General features: G+C 62.4%; 18 protein-coding genes. 8 read left to right on the plus strand and 10 right to left on the minus strand.

What is annotated here, in order from left to right; translation table 11 throughout:
- Nucleotides 1-13 precede the first annotated feature (13 nt).
- From KI235_RS00320 to KI235_RS00335, 4 genes are all read right to left on the minus strand, one after another.
- Complete coding sequence (locus tag KI235_RS00320) at nt 14-1,672, minus strand: Na/Pi cotransporter family protein (protein WP_003196273.1); 1,659 nt, start codon at nt 1,670-1,672, stop codon at nt 14-16.
- 333 nt (nt 1,673-2,005) lie between these two features.
- Nucleotides 2,006-2,773, minus strand: a complete 768-nt coding sequence (locus KI235_RS00325) for a TerC family protein (RefSeq protein ID WP_003196274.1) — start codon at nt 2,771-2,773, stop codon at nt 2,006-2,008.
- Between the two features lie 61 nt (nt 2,774-2,834).
- Entirely contained in the window at nt 2,835-4,142 is a 1,308-nt protein-coding gene (locus tag KI235_RS00330) for a CitMHS family transporter (protein WP_003196275.1), read from the minus strand.
- 427 nt (nt 4,143-4,569) lie between these two features.
- Entirely contained in the window at nt 4,570-4,896 is a 327-nt protein-coding gene (locus tag KI235_RS00335; RefSeq protein WP_027912887.1) for a DOPA 4,5-dioxygenase family protein, read from the minus strand.
- An 84-nt stretch (nt 4,897-4,980) separates the two neighbouring features.
- Here KI235_RS00335 and KI235_RS00340 point away from each other — a divergent pair, with 84 nt between their 5' ends.
- A complete protein-coding gene (locus tag KI235_RS00340) occupies nt 4,981-5,640 on the plus strand; it encodes an NAD(P)H-binding protein (protein WP_003196278.1) in 660 nt (219 codons plus the stop codon).
- 38 nt (nt 5,641-5,678) lie between these two features.
- On the opposite strand, the gene KI235_RS00345 is transcribed toward KI235_RS00340, so the two are convergent.
- A complete protein-coding gene (locus tag KI235_RS00345; protein ID WP_060613151.1) occupies nt 5,679-6,629 on the minus strand; it encodes a LysR family transcriptional regulator in 951 nt (316 codons plus the stop codon).
- Between the two features lie 114 nt (nt 6,630-6,743).
- On the opposite strand from KI235_RS00345, the gene betC reads away from it, so the two are divergent.
- From betC to KI235_RS00360, 3 genes are all read left to right on the plus strand, one after another.
- Complete coding sequence (betC, locus tag KI235_RS00350) at nt 6,744-8,258, plus strand: choline-sulfatase (RefSeq protein WP_028237736.1); 1,515 nt, start codon at nt 6,744-6,746, stop codon at nt 8,256-8,258.
- A gap of 15 nt (nt 8,259-8,273) precedes the next feature.
- A complete protein-coding gene (gene choX / locus KI235_RS00355) occupies nt 8,274-9,194 on the plus strand; it encodes a choline ABC transporter substrate-binding protein (protein WP_003196284.1) in 921 nt (306 codons plus the stop codon).
- Nucleotides 9,195-9,383: 189 nt separating this feature from the next.
- Entirely contained in the window at nt 9,384-10,952 is a 1,569-nt protein-coding gene (locus tag KI235_RS00360) for a SulP family inorganic anion transporter (protein WP_003196286.1), read from the plus strand.
- Nucleotides 10,953-11,081: 129 nt separating this feature from the next.
- On the opposite strand, the gene aroE is transcribed toward KI235_RS00360, so the two are convergent.
- Nucleotides 11,082-11,903: a shikimate dehydrogenase gene (gene aroE / locus KI235_RS00365; protein ID WP_013691961.1), complete on the minus strand. Its 822-nt coding sequence runs from the start codon at nt 11,901-11,903 to the stop codon at nt 11,082-11,084.
- Nucleotides 11,904-11,916: 13 nt separating this feature from the next.
- On the minus strand, nt 11,917-12,831 hold the full coding sequence (hemF, locus tag KI235_RS00370) for an oxygen-dependent coproporphyrinogen oxidase (RefSeq protein ID WP_003196290.1): 915 nt from the start codon (nt 12,829-12,831) through the stop codon (nt 11,917-11,919).
- A gap of 163 nt (nt 12,832-12,994) precedes the next feature.
- Here hemF and KI235_RS00375 point away from each other — a divergent pair, with 163 nt between their 5' ends.
- Nucleotides 12,995-13,972 carry an NADPH:quinone reductase gene (locus KI235_RS00375; RefSeq protein WP_212795425.1) on the plus strand — a complete coding sequence of 326 codons (978 nt, stop codon included), beginning with the start codon at nt 12,995-12,997 and terminating at the stop codon, nt 13,970-13,972.
- A gap of 202 nt (nt 13,973-14,174) precedes the next feature.
- Here the strand turns inward: KI235_RS00375 and KI235_RS00380 are convergent, their stop codons facing one another.
- The 3 genes from KI235_RS00380 to KI235_RS00390 form a co-directional block, all read right to left on the minus strand.
- Nucleotides 14,175-14,732, minus strand: coding sequence for an L-threonylcarbamoyladenylate synthase (locus KI235_RS00380; RefSeq protein WP_003196294.1), 558 nt, complete (start codon nt 14,730-14,732; stop codon nt 14,175-14,177).
- A gap of 61 nt (nt 14,733-14,793) precedes the next feature.
- The gene (dprA, locus tag KI235_RS00385; protein WP_003196296.1) at nt 14,794-15,888 is read right to left on the minus strand and encodes a DNA-processing protein DprA; all 1,095 of its coding nucleotides are present in this window, start codon (nt 15,886-15,888) and stop codon (nt 14,794-14,796) included.
- A gap of 80 nt (nt 15,889-15,968) precedes the next feature.
- Nucleotides 15,969-16,994 (minus strand): LysM domain-containing protein, encoded by a 1,026-nt coding sequence (locus KI235_RS00390; protein ID WP_028237735.1) that lies wholly within the window; start codon nt 16,992-16,994, stop codon nt 15,969-15,971.
- Nucleotides 16,995-17,163: 169 nt separating this feature from the next.
- Here KI235_RS00390 and def point away from each other — a divergent pair, with 169 nt between their 5' ends.
- The 3 genes from def (at nt 17,164) to rsmB (ending at nt 20,008) form a co-directional block, all read left to right on the plus strand.
- Nucleotides 17,164-17,670, plus strand: coding sequence for a peptide deformylase (gene def / locus KI235_RS00395; RefSeq protein WP_003196300.1), 507 nt, complete (start codon nt 17,164-17,166; stop codon nt 17,668-17,670).
- A gap of 71 nt (nt 17,671-17,741) precedes the next feature.
- Nucleotides 17,742-18,701 (plus strand): methionyl-tRNA formyltransferase, encoded by a 960-nt coding sequence (gene fmt / locus KI235_RS00400; RefSeq protein ID WP_013691963.1) that lies wholly within the window; start codon nt 17,742-17,744, stop codon nt 18,699-18,701.
- On the plus strand, nt 18,698-20,008 hold the full coding sequence (gene rsmB, locus KI235_RS00405) for a 16S rRNA (cytosine(967)-C(5))-methyltransferase RsmB (RefSeq protein ID WP_212795426.1): 1,311 nt from the start codon (nt 18,698-18,700) through the stop codon (nt 20,006-20,008). Before fmt ends, rsmB begins: the two co-directional genes overlap by 4 nt.
- The last annotated feature ends 5 nt before the right edge of the window (nt 20,009-20,013 follow it).

Genomic DNA, 20,013 nt, shown 5'->3' on the forward strand with positions numbered 1-20,013 from the left:
ACGCGCCAGTCGTTCACGGCGAATGGGTAATGTCGGAAATTTCATCTGCCGCCAGCGCACCGATCTCGGCGGTCTCCAGGACCACATAGGCACTGCCGCAAAACAGCGAATTGAGGCGCCTCATGTCGGCGATCAGCTCCAAGTGCAGGGAACTGGTCTCCAGGCTTTGCACGACCTTGCGCTGCAGGCGGCTGACATGGGCATGGGCCATGCGCCGTTCCTGCGCCCGAAAGCGACGTTTCTCACGCAGCAACTGCCGGGCGCTTTCCCGGTCGGCACTGAGGAATACCGACAGCCCCAGTCGCAGGTTGGCGATCAAGTGGCTGTGCAGGCCCGCCAACTCCTCCAGGCCTACCTCGGAAAACGACCGACGTTGCGAGGTCTTCTGCTGCTGGACCTTGCGCAACATGCGTTCGATGAGGTCGCTGGCCAGCTTGAGGTTGATCGCCAGCTCGATGATTTCCGCCCAGCGGCGGCTGTCCTGCTCACTGAGGTCCTCGCGGGGCATTTGTGCCATGTACAACTTGATTGCGCTGCACAACGCTTCGACGTCGTCATTCATGCGACGCACTTCCTGGGTCACCGCCGTCTGCGTACCCCGCAGCACGTCCAGCATGGCTTCGAGCATGCTTTCGATCAGATCGCCGATGCGCAAGGTTTCCCGGGCCGCGTTCGCCAGCGCCAGGCTCGGGGTGACGAGGGCGGTAGGGTCCAGATGTCGCGGCTTGGCCGTGCCGTTGGTGTCCGGACGTTCCGGTAGCAACCAGGCACAGAGCCGCGCCATGGGGCCGACGCTGGGCAGCAGCACCAGGCAACGCACGGTGTTGTAGAGCAGATGGAAACCAATCACCGTTTCCTGCGGGCTGAAATCCAGGCTGTCCAGCCAGCCCACCAGCGGGTCGAGCACTGGAATGATCAACAACAGCCCGATCAGCTTGTACAGCAGGCTGCCCAGCGCCACCTGGCGTCCGGCGGTGTTCTGCATGCTGGTGCTGAGGAACGCCAGTACGCCGCTGCCAATGTTGGCGCCGATCACCAGGCCGATGGCCACCGGCAGGCTGATCACCGCCGCGCCGGCCAGTGTTGCGGTCAACAGCACGGCGGCCAGGCTGGAATAGGAGATCATCGCGAACAGCGCGCCGACCAAGGCATCGAGCAGGATGTCGCCGGTCAGCGAGGCGAAGATCACTTTCACGCCCTGGGCATGGGTGATGGGCGCCGCGGCTTCGACGATCAATTGCAGGGCCAGGATGATCAGCCCCAGGCCGATGCCGACCCGACCCATTTGCCCGGCGCGGGTCTGTTTGCGCGACAGGAAAAAAATCACCCCGAGGAAAATCAGCAGCGGCGACAGCCACGACAGATCGAGGGTCAGCACCCGTGCCATCAGCGCGGTGCCGACATCGGCGCCGAGCATGGTCGCCAGGGCCGGGGTCAGCGCCATCAGGCCCTGGCCGACGAACGAGGTGACGAGCATGGCCGTGGCGTTGCTGCTCTGGACCATGGCCGTGACCATGATGCCGGCGACAAACGCCAGCCAGCGTCGGGACATGTTCTGGCCGATGACATGGCGCAGGTTCGAGCCATAGACCCGCAAGATGCCGGTACGCACGATGTGCGTGCCCCAGATCAGCAGGGCGACGGCGGAGAGCAAATTCAGCAGGGTCAGCATGAGGAGCCCCCTGTTAGCGTCCCAAAAGGACAAATTGACGATGCCACATTCTTCTTTCTTGTACTTAAGCTGTAGTTGGCGAACGGTTCGGGCGCCAGCATTGCACAGCTAAAGAATCGTTTGAAACAAAACCGTCATAAAAATACATTCCTCGAAAACACCCAAAACCCTTGTGGGAGCGAGCTTGCTCGCGATAGCGGCCTGACAGCCAAAGAAGATGTTGGATGTCATGGCCTCATCGCGAGCTCGCTCCCACAGGTTTTGCATCCGGCCACTTTTTTGCGGGCATGAAAAAGGGGCTCCAAGAGCCCCTTCATTCATTGCCCTATACCGTTACTGACCCGGCATATCCTTGCGCAGTTTCACCGGGTCCTGCTGCTTGCGCTTGCGTGCAATCGCAGTGCGCATCTTGATGTTGATGGCTTCCACCGCCAGGGAGAACGCCATGGCGAAGTAGACGTAGCCTTTTGGCACGTGCACGTCGAACGACTCGGCGATCAGCACGGTACCGACCACCAGCAGGAACGACAGCGCCAGCATCTTCAGCGACGGGTGCTTGTCGATGAACTCGCTGATGGTGGCCGAAGCCAGCATCATCACCAGCACGGCGACGATGATTGCCGCGACCATGACCGGTACATGGGAGACCATGCCGACGGCGGTAATGACCGAGTCCAGGGAGAACACGATGTCGATGATCGCGATCTGGATGATGGTGTAGATGAAGTTGCCGCCCTTGCCCGAAGGTTCGTCGCTGCTTTCATCTTCGCCTTCCAGTGCGTGGTACATCTCCTGGGAGCTTTTCCACAGCAGGAACAGGCCACCGAAGAACAGGATCAGGTCACGACCGGAGATGCCCTGGCCGAACACTTCGAACAAATCGGCGGTCAGGCGCATGACCCAGGTGATGGACAGCAGCAACAGGATCCGCGTGACCATGGCCAGCGCCAGGCCGAAGATCCGGGTGCGCGCCTGCATGTGCTTGGGCATGCGGCTGACCAGGATCGAAATCATGATGATGTTGTCGATGCCCAGGACAATTTCCAGGGCGGTCAGGGTAAAGAAGGCAACCCAGATTTCCGGGTTGGTCAGCCATTCCATGTGAGTTCCTTTGAGCGAGTGTTAGGCCGCGCCGCTGATGGCGGCGCAGCGGGCATTGCTTTTATAGAGTGCTGAACAGCGGAAAAATCCCCATCAGCAAGGCGGCGAACATTATGCACAGGCAAACCAGTACTGCCCACTTCAGGGTGAAGCGCTGGTGGTCGCCGAACTCGATCCCGGCCAAGGCTACCAGCAGGTAGGTCGACGGAACCAGCGGGCTTAACAGGTGGACGGGCTGGCCGACGATGGAGGCACGGGCCATTTCAACGGCGGTGATGCCGTAATGGCTGGCTGCCTCGGCGAGAACCGGCAACACCCCGTAATAAAATGCATCGTTCGACATGAAGAACGTGAACGGCATGCTCACCAGCGCGGTAATCACTGCCAGGTACGGGCCGAGGAAGTCCGGGATCACTGCCAGCAAGCTCTTGGACATGGCGTCGACCATGCCGGTGCCGGACAGGATACCGGTAAAGATACCGGCCGCGAAAATCAGCCCGACCACCGCCAACACGCTGCCAGCGTGGGCCGCAACGCGGTCTTTTTGCTGTTGCAGGCAAGGGTAGTTGACGATCATCGCGATACTGAAGGCCACCATGAACAGCACCGGCAGTGGCAACAGGCCGGCGATCAGGGTGCCCATCAGGCCCAGGGTCAACGCGCCGTTGAACCAGATCAGCTTCGGACGACGGGCGTCCGGGAACTGGGAAACGCTGATTTCGCTGTGGTCGATTTCATCGCCGACCAGATGCAATTCACCCAGGCGTGCGCGCTCACGCTTGCCGTACATGTAGGCAATCAGCAGGATCGCCACCACACCGGCGGCCATTGCCGGAATCATCGGCACGAAGATGTCGGACGGGTCCACGTGCAGGGCACTGGCGGCACGGGCCGTCGGGCCGCCCCACGGGGTCATGTTCATCACGCCGCCAGCGAGGATGATCAGGCCAGCCATGATGCGTGGGCTCATGCCGATGCGGCTGTAGAGCGGCAGCATCGCGGCCACGCAGATCATGTAAGTGGTCGCGCCGTCACCATCAAGGGAAACGACGAGCGCCAGAACGGCGGTACCGACCGAAACTTTCAACGGGTCGCCCTTGACCAGCTTGAGGATCTTGCGCACGGCCGGGTCGAACAGGCCGGAGTCGATCATCAGGGCAAAATACAGAATCGCGAACATCAGCATCACCCCGGTCGGGGCGAGCTTGGTGATGCCTTCGAGCATCATCGGGCCGATTTTCGGCGCAAAGCCACCGAACAGGGCGAACAGGATCGGGATGATGATCAAGGCGATCAGCGCGGACAGGCGCTTGGTCATGATCAGGAACATGAACGTGATGACCATGGCAAAGCCAAGGAAAGTCAGCATAGGAAATACTCCAGGCGTGGCGCGGCGGGCAAAGGCGAACCGGACAGGTCAGCGCAGGATGCAAGGCTCGGGACGGACGAATGGAGTGGGTGCAGCGGGACGGGTAGCAGCGGACATCAGAATCACCATTGTTGTTGTTAAAAGGGCCGAACGAGCCATGAAAACTCGCTTTGGCCGACCGGTCTTTTGCCGGTAGTGGGGGTGATCCTAATCGCGCTAGCTTTCAGCAAGCTTTCGTTGCAGACAATGGAGTTTTTTCTGTGGGGCAAAGCTTATCTGTGGGAGCAAAATTTATCTGTGGGGCAAAGCTCACCTGTGGGAGCAAAGCTTGCTCGCGATAAAGACGTCGCGGCTCTCAAGTGGGAGTGTGTCAACTACATCGCGAGCAAGCTTTGCTCCCACAGAAAATCGGTGCGCCACCGGTCAATCAAAACGCCGAAAGATCCAACGGCCGCACCGCCCCCATCCAGATCGCATGTTCGGTATGGTCGATCAGGTCATCGCCGGTCTCGGGGTGCAGGAAAATCACCAGGCCTTTGCGATTGAGCGCCAGCCATGGCAAGACCACGCCGATGTACTGCGGGTCGAACGCCAGCTGACAGCTCCAGTCCGGATGCGGGCCGACCGGGCGTTGGTGGACGCGGCCCATTTTCAGTGGAAACAATTGCGCCGCTTCCTCGCACAGGGCCCGCGCCTGGTCGAGGGTTTGGGCGTCGAAATACACGTGGGCGTGGTAGCCCTTGATCCGCTGCATCTGTCACTCCTTGAAAAGAGGCCGAACCCTCGCCGTTTGCCGCGGGTCAGAGCCTTTACACGCGGGATAAAGAGGAACACAGCCATGAAAAACGCCGAAACCCCGGTCATCAAAGTGGTGCTCTATGGTGCCATGAGCAGCCTCGGCAGTGCGTTGATGGCTGAAATGCTGCGGCGCCAGCACGAAGTCATCGCCATTCTCGACGATCTTACTGCCCTGGCTCCCCGCCCGGGCCTGCGGACCAAGACCGGTGATCTGTTCGATCCCGAGCGGGTCAAGCAAAGTGTTGCCGGTGCCAGCGCCGTGGTGTGTCTGCTGAACGCGCCGGGGCTGCCGATGAACAGCGAACAAGTGGAGCGCACATTGATTCCCGGCCCGGTGGAGCAAGTATTGGCCGTGGATGCACTGATCGCCGGCATGCAGGCGGTGAATATTCCCCGGCTGTTCCTGGTGGGCGACTTTGCGATGCTCGACGAGGAGCCGACGGACGACGATTTGCAGCGCCATGCCGCCGAAGAAGTGCTCGATGCCCTGAAGAACAGCACCTTGCAGTGGACCTTGATCAACGCACCCTATGCCGCACCTGGCCTGGGCATCGAACATTTCAGCCAGGTCAGCACCAGCCTCGAACCCGGCATGGCCGAATCCCTGGAGCGACTCAACCGGGTCGCGGTCGGCATCGCCGATGAGCTGCGCCTGAACCTGCACGTGGGCGAGCACGTCAGTTTTGTCGCCGCCATGTAGGAGCTGCCGAAGGCTCGGGCCGCGTTCGGACGATCTTTTCAAACAGCAATGGAAGGCAACGGTAGCCCCGTGAGCGATTCGGCACTGTTGACCTGTTCTTCCATCAGCCAATCGACGAATTGCCTGATCAACACACCTCGGCGTTTACGCTGGGGCAAGACCACGTAATACCCCAGCCGCGAGAGCACAGTTTCAGCGATCGGACGACACAGCAGCCCCTGAGCCAATAAGTTATCCACAAGGTGCCGCCAGCCGATGGCGACGCCCTGGCCGCCAATCGCGGCCTGGATGAGTAGCGTGTAGTTGTCGAAGCGCAACTGCCCTGGGGCCGGTGGTGACGTGATGCCCAGCTCGCGGAATACGCCGCTCCATTCGAACCAGCTGTTGCTGTTGCCCGCACGCAGGTGCAGCAAGGGAAACTCTGCCAAGGCCTGGGCGGACAAGGGCAGGGGACGATCCTTGAGCAGCAGCGGGCTGCACACCGGAAAAACTTCTTCGCTGAACAGCCAGCGACTTTCGCCTTGTTTGAAGCGACCGTCGCCGAACAATACGGCAACGTCGATATCGGTGCGCAGCATGTTGTGGTTGCGTTCGCTGGTCACCAGGCTGACGTCCACCTGCGGGTTGGCGGCGTGAAAGCGATGCAGGCGCGGCATCAGCCAGTAGGCGGCAAAGGCGAAGTCCGTGGCCACCTGCAACACCTCGTGCTGGTGTTGGGCGGTGATCGCGCTCAGCCCTGCATTGATGCTTTGCAAGCCGGCCTGTACTTGTTCGAACAGGATCGTCCCGGCCTCGGTCAGTTCGATGCCGCGGTAGATGCGGTCGAACAACCGCGTACCCAGTTGCTCTTCCAGGCGCTTGATCTGCTGGCTGATGGCCGGTTGCGTGGTGCCCAGCTCAATCGCCGCCGCGGTAAAGCTTTGTTGGCGCGCCGCGGCTTCAAAGGCGCGGAACAGTTCCAGGGACAGGTTACCCAGGGCGTCATACATAAGCTGTGCTTATCCTAGTCATTATCCTGCATGGGCTTTACCCCAAAACCCGGGGGCTACATGCTCAATCGCAGCAATGTCGCATAACTGCCTACTATGGAATGCCGCGAATACATGAAGCGCAAGAACATTCTTTTCATCATGGCCGATCAAATGGCCGCGCCAATGTTGCCGATCTACGGTCCTTCGCCGATCAAGTTGCCAAACCTGTCGCGCCTGGCCGCCGAGGGCGTGGTGTTCGATGCCGCCTATTGCAACAGCCCGCTGTGCGCACCGTCGCGTTTTACCCTGGTGAGCGGCCAGTTGCCGAGCAAGATCGGCGCCTACGACAACGCGGCGGATTTCCCTGCGGACGTGCCGACTTACGCCCACTACTTGCGCCGCCTCGGCTACCGCACGGCGCTGTCCGGCAAGATGCATTTTTGTGGGCCGGACCAACTGCACGGCTACGAAGAACGCCTGACCAGCGACATTTACCCGGCCGACTACGGCTGGTCGGTGAACTGGGACGAGCCGGACGTGCGGCCGAGCTGGTACCACAACATGTCGTCGGTGTTGCAGGCCGGGCCGTGCGTGCGCACCAACCAGCTGGATTTCGATGAAGAAGTGGTGTTCAAGGCACAGCAGTACCTGTTCGACCATATCCGCGAGGACGGCGACCAGCCGTTTTGCCTCACCGTATCGATGACGCACCCACACGACCCGTACACGATTCCCAAGGCGTTCTGGGATTTGTATGACGACAACGACATTCCTTTGCCGCAGACCCCGGCGCAAAAGGCGCTCGACCCACATTCCCAGCGGCTGCTGAAGGTCTATGACCTGTGGGACAAGCCACTGCCTGTGGATAAGATTCGGGATGCCCGCCGCGCCTATTTCGGCGCGTGCAGCTACATTGACAGCAATGTCGGCAAGCTGCTGCAGACCCTGGAAGACACTGGTCTACTGGACGACACGATCATCGTGTTCTCCGGCGATCACGGGGACATGCTCGGCGAAAAGGGCCTCTGGTACAAAATGCACTGGTTCGAAATGGCTGCCCGCGTACCGTTGCTGATCAGTGCGCCGGGGCAGTTCGCCAGCGGCCGGGTGAGCGCGGCCGTGTCCACCGCCGATTTGCTGCCAACCCTGGTGGAGCTGGCCGGCGGCACGCTGGAACCGGGCTTGCCGCTGGATGGCCGTTCGCTGGTGCCGCATCTGCAAGGGCAGGGCGGGCATGACGAAGTCTTCGGTGAATACATGGCCGAAGGCACCATCAGCCCGTTGATGATGATCCGTCGTGGCCCGTGGAAATTCATCTACAGCGAAGATGACCCGTGCCTGCTGTTCGACCTACGCAACGATCCCAAGGAACTGGAAAATCTCAGCCAATCCCCTGAGCATCAAGTCCTGTTCGCCGATTTTCTCGCCGAGGCGCGTGTCAAGTGGGACATCCCGGCTATTCATCAACAGGTGCTCGCCAGCCAGCGTCGCCGCCGTTTCGTCGCCCAGGCGCTGACCCTGGGCAAACTCAAGAGCTGGGATCACCAGCCGCTGGTGGACGCCAGCCAGCAGTACATGCGTAACCACATCGACCTCGACGATCTGGAGCGCAAGGCCCGTTATCCACAACCCTGCCAAAACCAATAACGTAAGGGGCAAGCCATGCAAAAGTTATCCACAGTACTGACCGCTGGGCTGTTGGCGTTGAGCAGTGTTTCGGCCTGGGCCGAGCAAAGCTGCGAAACGGTGAAGATGGCCGACCCGGGCTGGAGCGATATCGCCGCCACCAATGCCATCACCGGCTTCCTGCTGGACGGGATGGGCTACAAGGCCAAGGTCGATACCCTCGCGGTGCCGATTACCTTCGGTGGCCTCAAGGATGGCCAGGTGGATGTGTTTTTGGGTAACTGGATGCCGGCACAGCAGGGCTTTTATGACAAGTTCGTGGCCAATGGCGACGTCACGCAACTGGCCAAGAACCTGGACGGCACCGAATTCACCCTGGCGGTCCCGGACTACGTCTGGGATGCCGGTGTGCATAACTTTGCCGACCTGAACAAATTCGCCGACAAGTTCGACAAGAAGATCTACGGCATCGGCTCCGGCGCCCCGGCCAACCTCTCCCTGAAAGAAATCATCAAGACCAATGACTTCGGTATGGGCGAGTGGAAACTGGTGGAGTCCAGCGAGCAGGCGATGCTGGCGGAAGTCTCCCGGGCGGTGAAGAAACAGAAATTCGTGACCTTCCTCGGCTGGACCCCGCACCCGATGAACGTGCAACTGAAAATGCACTACCTCAAGGGCGGCGAGAAATACTTCGGCGACACGGGCAGTGTCTACACCCTGACCCGCAAAGGTTATGCACAGGCCTGCCCGAACGTGGGCAAGCTGCTGACCAACCTGAGCTTCACCCAGGACATGGAAAACAGCATCATGGCCGAGGTGGTGAACAACAAGGTCAGCAACGCCGATGCGGCCAAGGCCTGGATCAAGGCCAACCCGGCGGTCCTGGATAAATGGCTGGACGGTGTGAAGACGATGGATGGCAAGGATGCGCTGGCGGCGGTGAAGGCCAAGCTCTGACGGCGGAGCACTGTCGCAAGGGGATTATTGTGGGAGCAAGGCTTGCCCGCGATGAAGACAACTCGGTCTTTCAGAGACCGAGGTGCCTGTTTCGCGAGCAAGCTTTGCTCCCACATAAATCCCCTCGCCACAGGGAGAACAGTGCCTTGTCCTGATACCCTTGCTTGCAAACCCCATCCTTGAGGCCCCATGGCAATCCCCACGCGCCGTTCACTCTTTCCTTTCCTGAGCTGGCTGCCCCGGCAGACCCGCGCCAGTGTCGGCCGTGACCTGATCGTCGGCCTGAGCGGCGCGATTCTCGCGTTGCCGCAGTCCATTGCCTACGCCCTGATTGCCGGTTTGCCACCGGAGTACGGCTTGTATGCGGCGATCGTGCCGGTGCTCATCGCCTGCCTGTGGGGTTCGTCGTGGCACCTGATCTGCGGCCCCACGGCGGCGATTTCCATCGTCTTGTACGCCACCGTCAGTCCGCTGGCCGTCCCCGCCAGCCAGGACTACATCACCTTGATCCTGCTACTGACGGTGTTGGCGGGCATTTTTCAATGGTTGCTGGGACTGCTGCGTTTCGGTGCGCTGGTGAATTTCGTCTCGCATTCGGTGGTGCTGGGTTTCACCCTGGGCGCGGCGGTGGTGATTGCCCTGGGGCAGTTGCCGAACCTGCTGGGCCTCGACCTGCCGAACGAAGCCACGGCGTTGAGGGGGCTGCTGATGCTGGTCGACCACATCGGGGCTGTGGATAAGCCATCGCTGCTGCTGGGCTTGGGGACCCTGGTCCTGGGCGTGGTGCTCAAGCGCCTGCTGCCGCGTTGGCCGAGCCTGTTGATAACTTTAGTCATCAGCAGCCTGGTGGTCTGGTTGTGGCCGGCGATGTTCGCGCATGTGGCGCTGGTCAGTGCCTTTGCCGGGCGCCTGCCGCCGCTCACGCTGTTGCCGTTGGACCTGGAGCTGATCCTGCGCCTGCTGCCCGGGGCGGTTGCGGTGGGCATGCTCGGGCTGGTCACCAGCCTGTCCATCGCCCGCTCGCTGGCGGTACGTTCCGGGCAATTGCTCGATGCGAACCAGGAGGTGAGGGCGCAGGGGCTTTCCAACATCGTTGGCGGATTTTTCTCCGGATCATTGTCGGCCGGTTCCTTTACCCGTTCCGGCCTCAGCTATGACGCCGGGGCCTGCTCGCCCCTGGCCGGGGTGTTCTCGGCCTTGTGGGTGGCGTTGTTTGCGGTCGCCGGGGCGAACCTGATTGCGCACATTCCGATTCCGGCCATGGCCGGCAGCATTTTGTTGATCGCCTGGGGACTGGTGGACCACCGCGGTATCCGGGCGTTGTACCGCGTGAGCCGCGCCGAATTTGTGGTGATGAGCCTGACCTGCCTGGCCACGTTGCTGCTGGAGCTGCAAACCGCCATCTACGCCGGCGTACTGGCCTCGCTGTTCTTTTACCTCAAGCGCACTTCACAGCCGCGGGTGCAGCATTTTCGCGAAGGGGAGGCGGAGATCCTGCGGGTCGGCGGCTCGATCTTTTTCGGCGCCAGCCATTACCTGCAAGCGCGCCTGCAACGGTTGCAGGCGCAGCGGGTGGTAATCGATGCCCAGCAGATCAACTTCATCGATTATTCCGGGGTGGAAATGCTCCACCAGGAAGCCCGGCGCCTGCGCAGCCAGGGCCGTAGCCTGACCTTGCGCATGGCCCGGCCCCAGGTGGTGGAGGAGTTGTTGAAGCTGGAGGGGGCGCAGAAGTGCCCGATTCATTTCGAAGACTGAAAAGGTTCAGGCACACAAAATTTGGTGCAAGAGGACTTGTGGGAGCAAAGCTTGCTCGCGATGAATGCGACGCGGTCTTTTGGAAACCGAGGCGCCTGCTTCGCGAGCAAGCTTTGCTCCCACAGGAGCTTAAAGCGCCAGTTGGCGGCGCAGCTCGGCAAGTACTGGCGCGGTGTCCGGGCGTACCCCGCGCCACAGGTAGAACGCTTCACCTGCCTGTTCGGCGAGCATGCCCAGGCCATCCATCGCCACCGCCGCACCGTGTTCCTTGGCCCAACGGCAGAACGAGGTCGGTTCCTTGCCATACATCATGTCGTAGCAAACCGTCTTGCCGGGCTCGATCAAGCTGGCGGCAATCGGCGGTACATCCCCCGACAGGCTCGCGGAGGTGGCGTTGATGACCAGGTCCACCGGTTCTTGCAGCCAGTCGAACCCGCTGGCGGAAACCGGGCCCAGGTCGGCGAACAACTCGGCCAGCAATTCGGCCTTTTCCACCGTGCGATTGGCGATGATCACCGAGGCCGGCGCTTCGGCCAGCAACGGTTCCAGGGCACCGCGCACCGCGCCGCCGGCCCCGAGCAACAGGATGCGCTTGCCCTTGAGGCTGAAGCCGGCGTTGACGGTCAGGTCCCTGACCAGCCCGGCGCCGTCGGTGTTGTCACCCAGCAGGCGACCGTCGGCCAGTTTGCTCAACGTATTGACCGCCCCGGCCCGCTGGGCCCGCTCGGTCAGGCTGTCGGCCAGGCGGAAGGCGTCTTCCTTGAACGGCACCGTGACGTTTGCCCCACGCCCCTCGCGGAAAAATTCTCGGGCGCAACCGGCGAAATCCTCCAAGGGCGCCAGCAACGTGCTGTAGTCCAGGGTTTGCCCGGTCTGCTCGGCAAACAGGCGATGGATCAACGGCGACTTGCTGTGGCCGATCGGGTTACCCATTACAACGTAGCGGTCCATGGATAATCCTCGTTCAGGCCGTCGCCAGCCAATCGCGATCCTGCAGGAAGTACTCGGTCAGCCGCGCTTCTTCGCTGCCCGGTTCGGCTTTCCAGTCGTAGCCCCAGCGCACTTGCGGTGGCAGGGACATCAGGATCGATTCGGTACGTCCACCCGATTGCAGCCCGAACAGGGTGCCGCGGTCGTAGACCAGGTTGAATTCCACGTAGCGCCCACGACGGTATTCCTGGAATTCCCGCTGTTTGGCGGTGAACGCGTCGTGCTTGCGGCGGCGCACGATCGGCAGGTAGGCATCGATGTAGGCGTCGCCGATGGCGCGGATGAAGGCGAAGCAGGTGTCGAAATCCCACGCGTTCAGGTCGTCGAAAAACAGGCCACCGATGCCTCGGGGCTCGTTGCGATGCTTGAGGTGGAAATAGCTGTCGCACCAGGCTTTGTAGCGCGGGTACACCTCGGGGCCGAATGGCGCGCAGGCCTGCTCGGCGACACGGTGCCAATGGACGCAGTCTTCCTCGACGCCGTAGTAAGGCGTCAGGTCGAAGCCGCCACCAAACCACCAGACGGGTTCTTCGCCTTCCTTTTCGGCGATGAAGAAGCGCACGTTGGCGTGGGAGGTTGGCACGTGCGGGTTGTGCGGGTGGATCACCAGCGACACACCCAAGGCTTCGAAGCCGCGCCCGGCCAGTTCTGGCCGATGGGCGCTGGCTGAGGGTGGCAGGCCGCTGCCGAAGACGTGGGAAAAGTTGACGCCGCCCTTTTCGATCACCGTGCCGTTCTCGATCACCCGCGTGCGACCGCCACCACCGGCCGGCCGGGTCCAGGCATCTTCGACGAAGCGAGTGCCGCCGTCTTCGGTTTCCAGGGCGGTGCAGATACGGTCTTGCAGGTCGAGCAGGTAGGCTTTCACGGCCTCGGTGCGAGTGGACATGACATCACCTTGATCAGGGCTACGCTACGCGGCGTATGGCGGGCCGGTGGCAAATGGGCGCACAGGATACCACCGCACTTGCCCACACCACAGTTGACGACGGTCAAGCTTAGGAGTCCGATAGCAGGCTTGGTAAAAGTCCTGCGACAAGGAGAAAGTGAAGATGGCCAAACGTATCCAGTTCAGTTCCCACGGCGGTCCCGAAGTGCTCGAGTACGTCGATTACTCGCCTGTCGAGCCCGGCCCGCAGCAGGTGCGCGTCAGCAATAAGGCGATCGGCCTGAATTTCATCGACACCTACTACCGCAGCGGTCTTTATCCGCCACCGGCATTGCCATCGGGCCTGGGTGCCGAGGGCGCGGGCGTGGTCGAGGCGATCGGCTCGGACGTCAAGCGGTTCAAGGTCGGCGACCGAGTGGCGTACGGCAGCGGTCCGCTGGGGGCCTACAGCGATGTGCATGTGTTGCCCGAGGCCAACCTGGTTCATCTGCCCGAATCCATCAGTTTCGAACAGACGGCCGGCGTGATGCTCAAGGGCCTGACCGTGCAATATCTGCTGCGCCAGACCTATGAACTCAAGGGCGGCGAAACCATCCTGTTCCACGCCGCTGCCGGTGGTGTGGGCTCCCTGGCCTGCCAGTGGGCCAAGGCCTTGGGCGTGAAGCTGATCGGCACCGTCAGCTCGCCGGAAAAGGCCGCCATCGCCAAAGCCCACGGCGCGTGGGCAACCATCGATTACAGCAAGGAAAACGTCGCACAGCGGGTGCTGGAATTGACTGACGGCAAGAAGGTGCCCGTGGTGTACGACGGAGTTGGCAAGGACACTTGGTTGACCTCCCTGGACAGCGTCGCCCCCCGTGGCCTGGTGGTGAGCTTCGGCAATGCTTCAGGTGCGGTGGACGGTGTGAACCTGGGGATCCTCGCGGCCAAGGGCTCGCTCTACGTCACCCGCCCGACCCTGGCGACTTACGCCAACAACGCCGAAAACCTGCAGCGCATGGCCGACGAGCTGTTCGGGATGATCAGCAGGGGCAAGATCAAAGTGGATATCAACCAGCGTTATCCACTGGCGGAAGCGGCCAAGGCTCATACCGAGTTATCGGCGCGGCGCACGACGGGGTCGACCGTTCTCCTGCCTTGAATTACAGGGTGTTTGTGATGGCCTCATCGCGGGCAAGCCATGCTCCCACAGGGTATGTTCTGTGGAAGTAGGCCATGTTCCCACAGGCCATGCTCTGTGGAGGTAGATCTCCCACAGGCTATGTTCTGTGAAAGTAGGCCTCACTCCCACAGGTTTTACTCTGTGGGAGCAAGGCTTGCCCGCGATGAACGATGACGCGGTATCAGTCCGGGCGCACGACCTTGCCAGTAGCCAGGTCGCGAATCACGCTGGGGTTCTTGCGCCCGCCCAGGTTGCCGCCCAGCACCAGGTCGATCTGCCCGCGGAAATACTGCTCGACGCGAATCCGCGTGCGCGCCGCCGGGCGTCCTTGGGGGTTGGCCGAGGTGGACACCAGCGGCCCGACCAGCGAGCACAAGTCGCGCACGGTGGGATGATCGCTGACCCGCAGGGCGACGGTGTCGTGCACCCCGGTGATCCATTCCGGCAGCAGGTTCTGGTGCGGCACCAGCCAGGTATTGGGCCCCGGCCAGGTGCTGGCCATGCGGTCCATCCAGGTATCGGGGAAGTCTTCGAACAGGAAGTCGAACTGGTGGATGTTGTCAGCCACCAGGATCAGGCCTTTGTCGGGCAGCCGCGACTTGATCGCCAGCAGGCGTTCCACCGCCTCCTCGTTCCATGGGTCACAACCCAGGCCCCAGACCGCTTCGGTTGGATAGGCAATCACCGCCCCGGCACGAATTTCTCGCGCGGCTTGTTGCACACGCCAACTGTTGACCATGAAAGATTCTCCCGCAACGCAAATAAGGCTGTGGGCAGTTTACCGATCTTCCCCATAAAACCTAGCGCGCAAACCAGCGTCCGTTGTCGCAGGTGGCGCGTCCTTCCATCTCCAGTTCGGTCAACGCCGCCAGCACTTTGGGCAAGCCCCAGCCACTGGCGTCGGCCAGCGCCTCACTGCTCAGCGGCGCGGCATGCAGCAAGCGCAGCAGCGGATGGGTCACGGGCACGGGCTCCGAGGCCGGCGGCAACCGCTGCCAACCGCGCAGCGCTTCGAGGATATGCTCGACGGTTTCCACCAGCGCCGCACCGTCGCGGATCAGTTGATGGCAGCCTCGGGCCCCGGGGTGATGGATCGATCCAGGAATGGCGTACACCTCGCGACCCTGTTCCGCCGCCAGTCGCGCGGTGATCAGTGAGCCGCTGGCGACACTGGCCTCTACCACCAGCACGCCCAGGGACAAGCCGCTGATGATCCGGTTGCGCCGCGGAAAGTTGCTGGCGTGGGGCGGTGCGTCCAACGGGAACTCCGACAACACCGCGCTGCCCTGGGCAATCATCGCGTCCGCCAGCCGACGATTGCGCTGTGGATAAAAATTTTCCAGACCGGTGCCCAACACGCCGACGGTGCGCCCGCCAACATCCAGCGCCGCCTGATGGGCCGCCGCATCGATGCCCAGGGCCAGGCCGCTGGTGATGACAAAACCGGCCCCGGCCAGGCTTCGGGAAAACGCCGCCGCAGTGTCCATGCCGGGGCGTGATGCCCGCCGACTGCCGACCATCGCCAGCTGGGGTTTTTCCAGGATCGAGGTGTCGCCAGCGACGAACAGCAGCGGCGGCGCATCGCTGATCTGCGCCAGCAGCGCCGGGTAGTCGGGTTGGTCCCACATCAGTAAATGCTGGCCCGCACGCTCCAGCCAGGCCAATGCATGGGCGGCGCCGTCACGCACATCCGGGTTGCGCCGCGCCTCGGCACAGGCCAGCGGCAAGCCCAGCGCGCGCCAGGCGCTGGCCGGTGCACTGATGGCCTTGGAGGCCGAGCCGAAGGCCTCCATCAGCGTCATGAAACGTTTGGGTCCCAGCTCCGGCAAGCGGTGAAGGCGTAGCCGGGCCTCCAGTTCCGCAGGGGAAACCGGCGTAGATTCAGGTAATGACATGCGATCATCCTTGACCGTTATAAGCCCCGTACAAACGGGAACAAGCTGTGGATAACTCTGTTGGTAACTTGTGAGACCCGTTACGGATTACGGACCTTGTCGAGCACCGCCAACGAGCGCGATGCGTACAGCACCAGGCCATAGCTGAGCTTGTCGTAGGTGCGGAAAACCATCAGCAGGCCGGCGCGCTCATCGGGGATCTTCACCCGCTCGCCCGTAATGCGGTCGCGTACGGTTTCACCGGTCTTCATCACCGCCAGCACATTGCCTTCGGCCAGCCCGTCGCGCCGGCCCTTGTTCAGGGTGACCACGTCCAGCGCGCCGATCTGGGTCACGCCTCGCGGCACGTCCAGGATCAACCCGTGGATGTCCGATTTCGGCGCGCTGGGCATGAACGTCGAGTTGATCGAGCGCTCTTCGCCGCTGAACAAACGATCACCCAGGCGCACTTCCTGGGTGGTGCGTTGCAGGGCCAGGGTAGTGACATCGCCCTCGGTGGCGACCACCTCGCCGCCGCCGATGTCGTCGGCGTTGATGCCCAGGAATTCCTTGGTCTCGGGGTCGGTGTAGACCTTGCCCTGGCGAAAGATGCCGTACGCCGTCTGGTTCGCACCGAACGAGCCACGGGCAAAGACCCGATCCCCCATGCCACTGAGCACCCGTTCGGCATTGCCGGCGACGACGTAGGGGGCCTTGTTGAAATCCTCAGGCGTGTCGACGATGCGGTTGCTCAGCAGGAAGCTGTTGATGGCTTGCAGTGGAATGCTCGGGATGGCGTCGGCCACTGGCGAGCTGCGAATGCGCGGCGACAGCTTGATGGTGCCGCGCGAGGCGCCGCGATTGAGGGTCAGGCGCGGCTGGCCGTTGACGTAGACCAGCGACAGGGTGTCGCCCGGATAAATCAGGTTGGGGTTTTCGATCTGCGGGTTGGCCTGCCACAGCTCGGGCCATTTCCACGGCTCGCGCAGGTACTTGCCGGAAATGTCCCACAGCGTGTCCCCCGTCACCACCGTGTATTGCTGGGGAAAACCTTCCCGAAGTTGCACTTGCCCGTGCGCGATCCCGGCCGAGGCCAGGAGCAGCAGGGCGAGTAGTGATTTCCTCATGCGGTGAATCCCTTTATTATGTGCGTTCGCGTAAAACGCCAGAGCCCCCGTGGCTCGCTGCTTAAGGAGCTATTCTCCACAAGAGCAACGTTTTACAACGGTAGCCTGCATCCCAAGACACGCCAGGCCAGCCACCCGACTTTACCTCACACGTGCATTTATCAAGCTTATGGCCATTTTGAACATTCTCGAATTTCCGGACCCGCGCCTGCGCACTATCGCCAAACCAGTGGCCGTAGTGGACGACGAAGTGCGTCAGTTGGTCGATGACATGTTTGAAACAATGTATGAAGCGCCAGGCATCGGCCTCGCCGCGACCCAGGTCAACGTGCACAAGCGTATCGTCGTCATGGACCTCTCCGAAGACCGCAGCGAGCCGCGGGTGTTCATCAACCCCGAGTTCGAAACCCTGACCGACGAGATGGACCAGTACCAGGAAGGCTGCCTCTCGGTGCCGGGCTTCTACGAAAACGTCGACCGCCCACAGAAGGTCAAGATCAAGGCCCTGGACCGTGACGGCCAGCCATATGAACTGATCGCCGAAGGCTTGCTGGCCGTGTGCATCCAGCACGAGTGTGACCACCTCAACGGCAAGTTGTTCGTGGATTACCTGTCTACCCTCAAGCGTGACCGCATCAAGAAAAAACTGGAAAAACTTCATCGCCAGAATGCTTGATGCCCCCCTTCAAAGGCTTGCCGCGGCAAGCCTTTTTCTTTTTGCGACTGCTTTGTAATTGAGAGCTACCCATGACTGAGCCACTGCGCATCGTCTTTGCCGGCACTCCCGAATTTGCCGCCGAACACCTCAAGGCCCTGCTGGCCAGCCCCCACGAAATCGTCGCGGTCTACACCCAACCGGACCGGCCGGCCGGTCGCGGGCAAAAACTGATGCCCAGCCCGGTCAAGCAACTGGCCCTGGAGCACGGTATCGAGGTGTTGCAGCCGCCGACACTGCGCGATGCACAGGCCCAGGCCGAACTGGCGGCGCTCAAGCCAGACTTGATGGTGGTGGTCGCCTACGGCCTGATCCTGCCCCAAGTGGTGCTGGATATCCCGCGCCTGGGTTGCATCAACAGCCACGCCTCGCTGTTGCCGCGCTGGCGCGGTGCCGCGCCGATCCAGCGCGCCGTGGAAGCGGGCGATGCCGAGAGCGGCGTGACCGTGATGCGCATGGAAGCCGGCCTGGACACCGGGCCAATGCTGCTCAAGGTCAGCACGCCCATCAGCGCCGAAGACACCGGTGGCAGCCTGCACGACCGTCTCGCGCTCATTGGCCCGCCGGCCGTGGTCGAGGCGATTGCCGGCCTGGCCGCTGGCACCTTGGAAGGCGAAGTGCAGGATGACAGCCTCGCCACCTACGCGCACAAACTGAACAAGGACGAAGCCCGCATCGACTGGAGCTGCCCAGCCGTTGAGCTGGAGCGCCTGGTGCGGGCCTTCAATCCTTGGCCGATCTGCCACAGCACCTTGAACGGCGAAGCCCTGAAAGTGCTGGCGGCCAGTTACGCCGAAGGGAAGGGCGCACCGGGTGAAATCCTCAGCGCCAGCAAGGATGGCCTGGTCGTGGCCTGCGGCGAGCAGGCGTTGTGCCTGACGCGCTTGCAACTGCCCGGTGGCAAGGCACTGAATTTCAGCGACCTGTTCAACAGCCGCCGTGAGAAATTTGCCGTCGGCACTGTGCTCGGCCAAGCGACGGACGCCTCATGAACCCGCGTCTGGCCGCCGCCAAGGCACTTGCCGCCGTACTCAGTGGCAAAGCCTCCCTCAACAGTTCCCTGCCGACCCAACTGGACAAGGTCGAAGACCGTGATCGCGGTTTCACCCAGGACCTGGCGTTCGGCACCGCCCGTTGGCAGCCGCGGCTGTCGGCCCTCGCGGCGAAGCTGTTGCAGAAGCCGTTCAAGGCCGCCGATGCCGACGTCGAGGCGCTGCTGCTGGTGGGGCTCTATCAACTGCTCTACACCCGCGTCCCGGCCCACGCCGCCATCGGCGAAACCGTGGGCTGCGCCGACAAGCTGAAAAAGCCCTGGGTCAAGGCCCTGATCAATGCCGTGTTGCGCCGCGCCCAGCGGGAAAGCGAAACCCTGTTGGCCGAGCTGGAGCGCGACCCGGTGGTCCGCACCGCTCACCCGCGCTGGCTGCAAAAATCCCTGAAGGCGTTCTGGCCCGAGCAATGGGAAGCCATCTGTGCGGCCAACAATGCCCATCCACCGATGATCCTGCGGGTCAACCGTCGCCACCATACCCGCGATGCCTACCTGGCGTTGCTGGGCGAGGCGGGCATCCCGGCCGTTCCGTGCCAGTACAGCCGCGACGGCATCGTCCTGGAAACCCCGGGCGATGTGCGCGCACTGCCGGGCTTTGCCGAGGGCTGGATCAGCGTCCAGGACGAAGCCGCCCAACTGGCCGCTGACCTGCTGGAACTGGCGCCCGGTCAACGGGTGTTGGACGCTTGCTGCGCGCCGGGTGGCAAGACCTGTCACATCCTCGAGGCCGAGCCGAAGCTGGCCGGCGTGGTGGCGGTGGATCTGGAAGCCAAGCGCCTGGTGCGCGTGAAGGAAAACCTCGAACGCCTCGGCCTGGAGGCCGAGCTGATCGCCGCCGATGGCCGCGACACCGCGACCTGGTGGGACGGCAAGCCGTTCCAGCGCATCCTCCTCGACGCGCCATGCTCGGCCACCGGCGTGATCCGCCGCCATCCGGACATCAAGCTTACCCGCCAGCCGGACGACATTGCGGCGCTGGCCGTGTTGCAGGGCGAACTGCTCGATGCCCTGTGGCCGACCCTGGAAGTGGGTGGCATGCTGCTCTACGCCACCTGCTCGACCTTGCCGACCGAGAACACCGAAGTGATCGAAGCCTTCCTCGCCCGCACCCCAGGCGCCCGGGAGCTGGACATTGCCAGCCAGGCCGGCCTGAAGCAGCCTCACGGCCGGCAGTTGCTGGCCCAGGAAGGCGGTCACGACGGGTTCTACTACGCCAAGCTGATCAAGATCGCCGCCGCACGCGGTTAAGACCG

This window comes from Pseudomonas sp. St386, assembly GCF_018325865.1.
Lineage (GTDB): Bacteria > Pseudomonadota > Gammaproteobacteria > Pseudomonadales > Pseudomonadaceae > Aquipseudomonas > Aquipseudomonas brassicacearum.

Bases quoted from the DNA above. Each gene is read 5' to 3' on its own strand.
- KI235_RS00320 (WP_003196273.1), bottom strand. From the start codon at position 1,672: ATGCTGACCCTGCTGAATTTGCTCTCCGCCGTCGCCCTGCTGATCTGG.
- KI235_RS00325 (WP_003196274.1), bottom strand. From the start codon at position 2,773: ATGGAATGGCTGACCAACCCGGAAATCTGGGTTGCCTTCTTTACCCTG.
- KI235_RS00330 (WP_003196275.1), bottom strand. From the start codon at position 4,142: ATGCTGACTTTCCTTGGCTTTGCCATGGTCATCACGTTCATGTTCCTG.
- KI235_RS00335 (WP_027912887.1), bottom strand. From the start codon at position 4,896: ATGCAGCGGATCAAGGGCTACCACGCCCACGTGTATTTCGACGCCCAA.
- KI235_RS00340 (WP_003196278.1), top strand. From the start codon at position 4,981: ATGAAAAACGCCGAAACCCCGGTCATCAAAGTGGTGCTCTATGGTGCC.
- KI235_RS00345 (WP_060613151.1), bottom strand. From the start codon at position 6,629: ATGTATGACGCCCTGGGTAACCTGTCCCTGGAACTGTTCCGCGCCTTT.
- betC (WP_028237736.1), top strand. From the start codon at position 6,744: ATGAAGCGCAAGAACATTCTTTTCATCATGGCCGATCAAATGGCCGCG.
- choX (WP_003196284.1), top strand. From the start codon at position 8,274: ATGCAAAAGTTATCCACAGTACTGACCGCTGGGCTGTTGGCGTTGAGC.
- KI235_RS00360 (WP_003196286.1), top strand. From the start codon at position 9,384: ATGGCAATCCCCACGCGCCGTTCACTCTTTCCTTTCCTGAGCTGGCTG.
- aroE (WP_013691961.1), bottom strand. From the start codon at position 11,903: ATGGACCGCTACGTTGTAATGGGTAACCCGATCGGCCACAGCAAGTCG.
- hemF (WP_003196290.1), bottom strand. From the start codon at position 12,831: ATGTCCACTCGCACCGAGGCCGTGAAAGCCTACCTGCTCGACCTGCAA.
- KI235_RS00375 (WP_212795425.1), top strand. From the start codon at position 12,995: ATGGCCAAACGTATCCAGTTCAGTTCCCACGGCGGTCCCGAAGTGCTC.
- KI235_RS00380 (WP_003196294.1), bottom strand. From the start codon at position 14,732: ATGGTCAACAGTTGGCGTGTGCAACAAGCCGCGCGAGAAATTCGTGCC.
- dprA (WP_003196296.1), bottom strand. From the start codon at position 15,888: ATGTCATTACCTGAATCTACGCCGGTTTCCCCTGCGGAACTGGAGGCC.
- KI235_RS00390 (WP_028237735.1), bottom strand. From the start codon at position 16,994: ATGAGGAAATCACTACTCGCCCTGCTGCTCCTGGCCTCGGCCGGGATC.
- def (WP_003196300.1), top strand. From the start codon at position 17,164: ATGGCCATTTTGAACATTCTCGAATTTCCGGACCCGCGCCTGCGCACT.
- fmt (WP_013691963.1), top strand. From the start codon at position 17,742: ATGACTGAGCCACTGCGCATCGTCTTTGCCGGCACTCCCGAATTTGCC.
- rsmB (WP_212795426.1), top strand. From the start codon at position 18,698: ATGAACCCGCGTCTGGCCGCCGCCAAGGCACTTGCCGCCGTACTCAGT.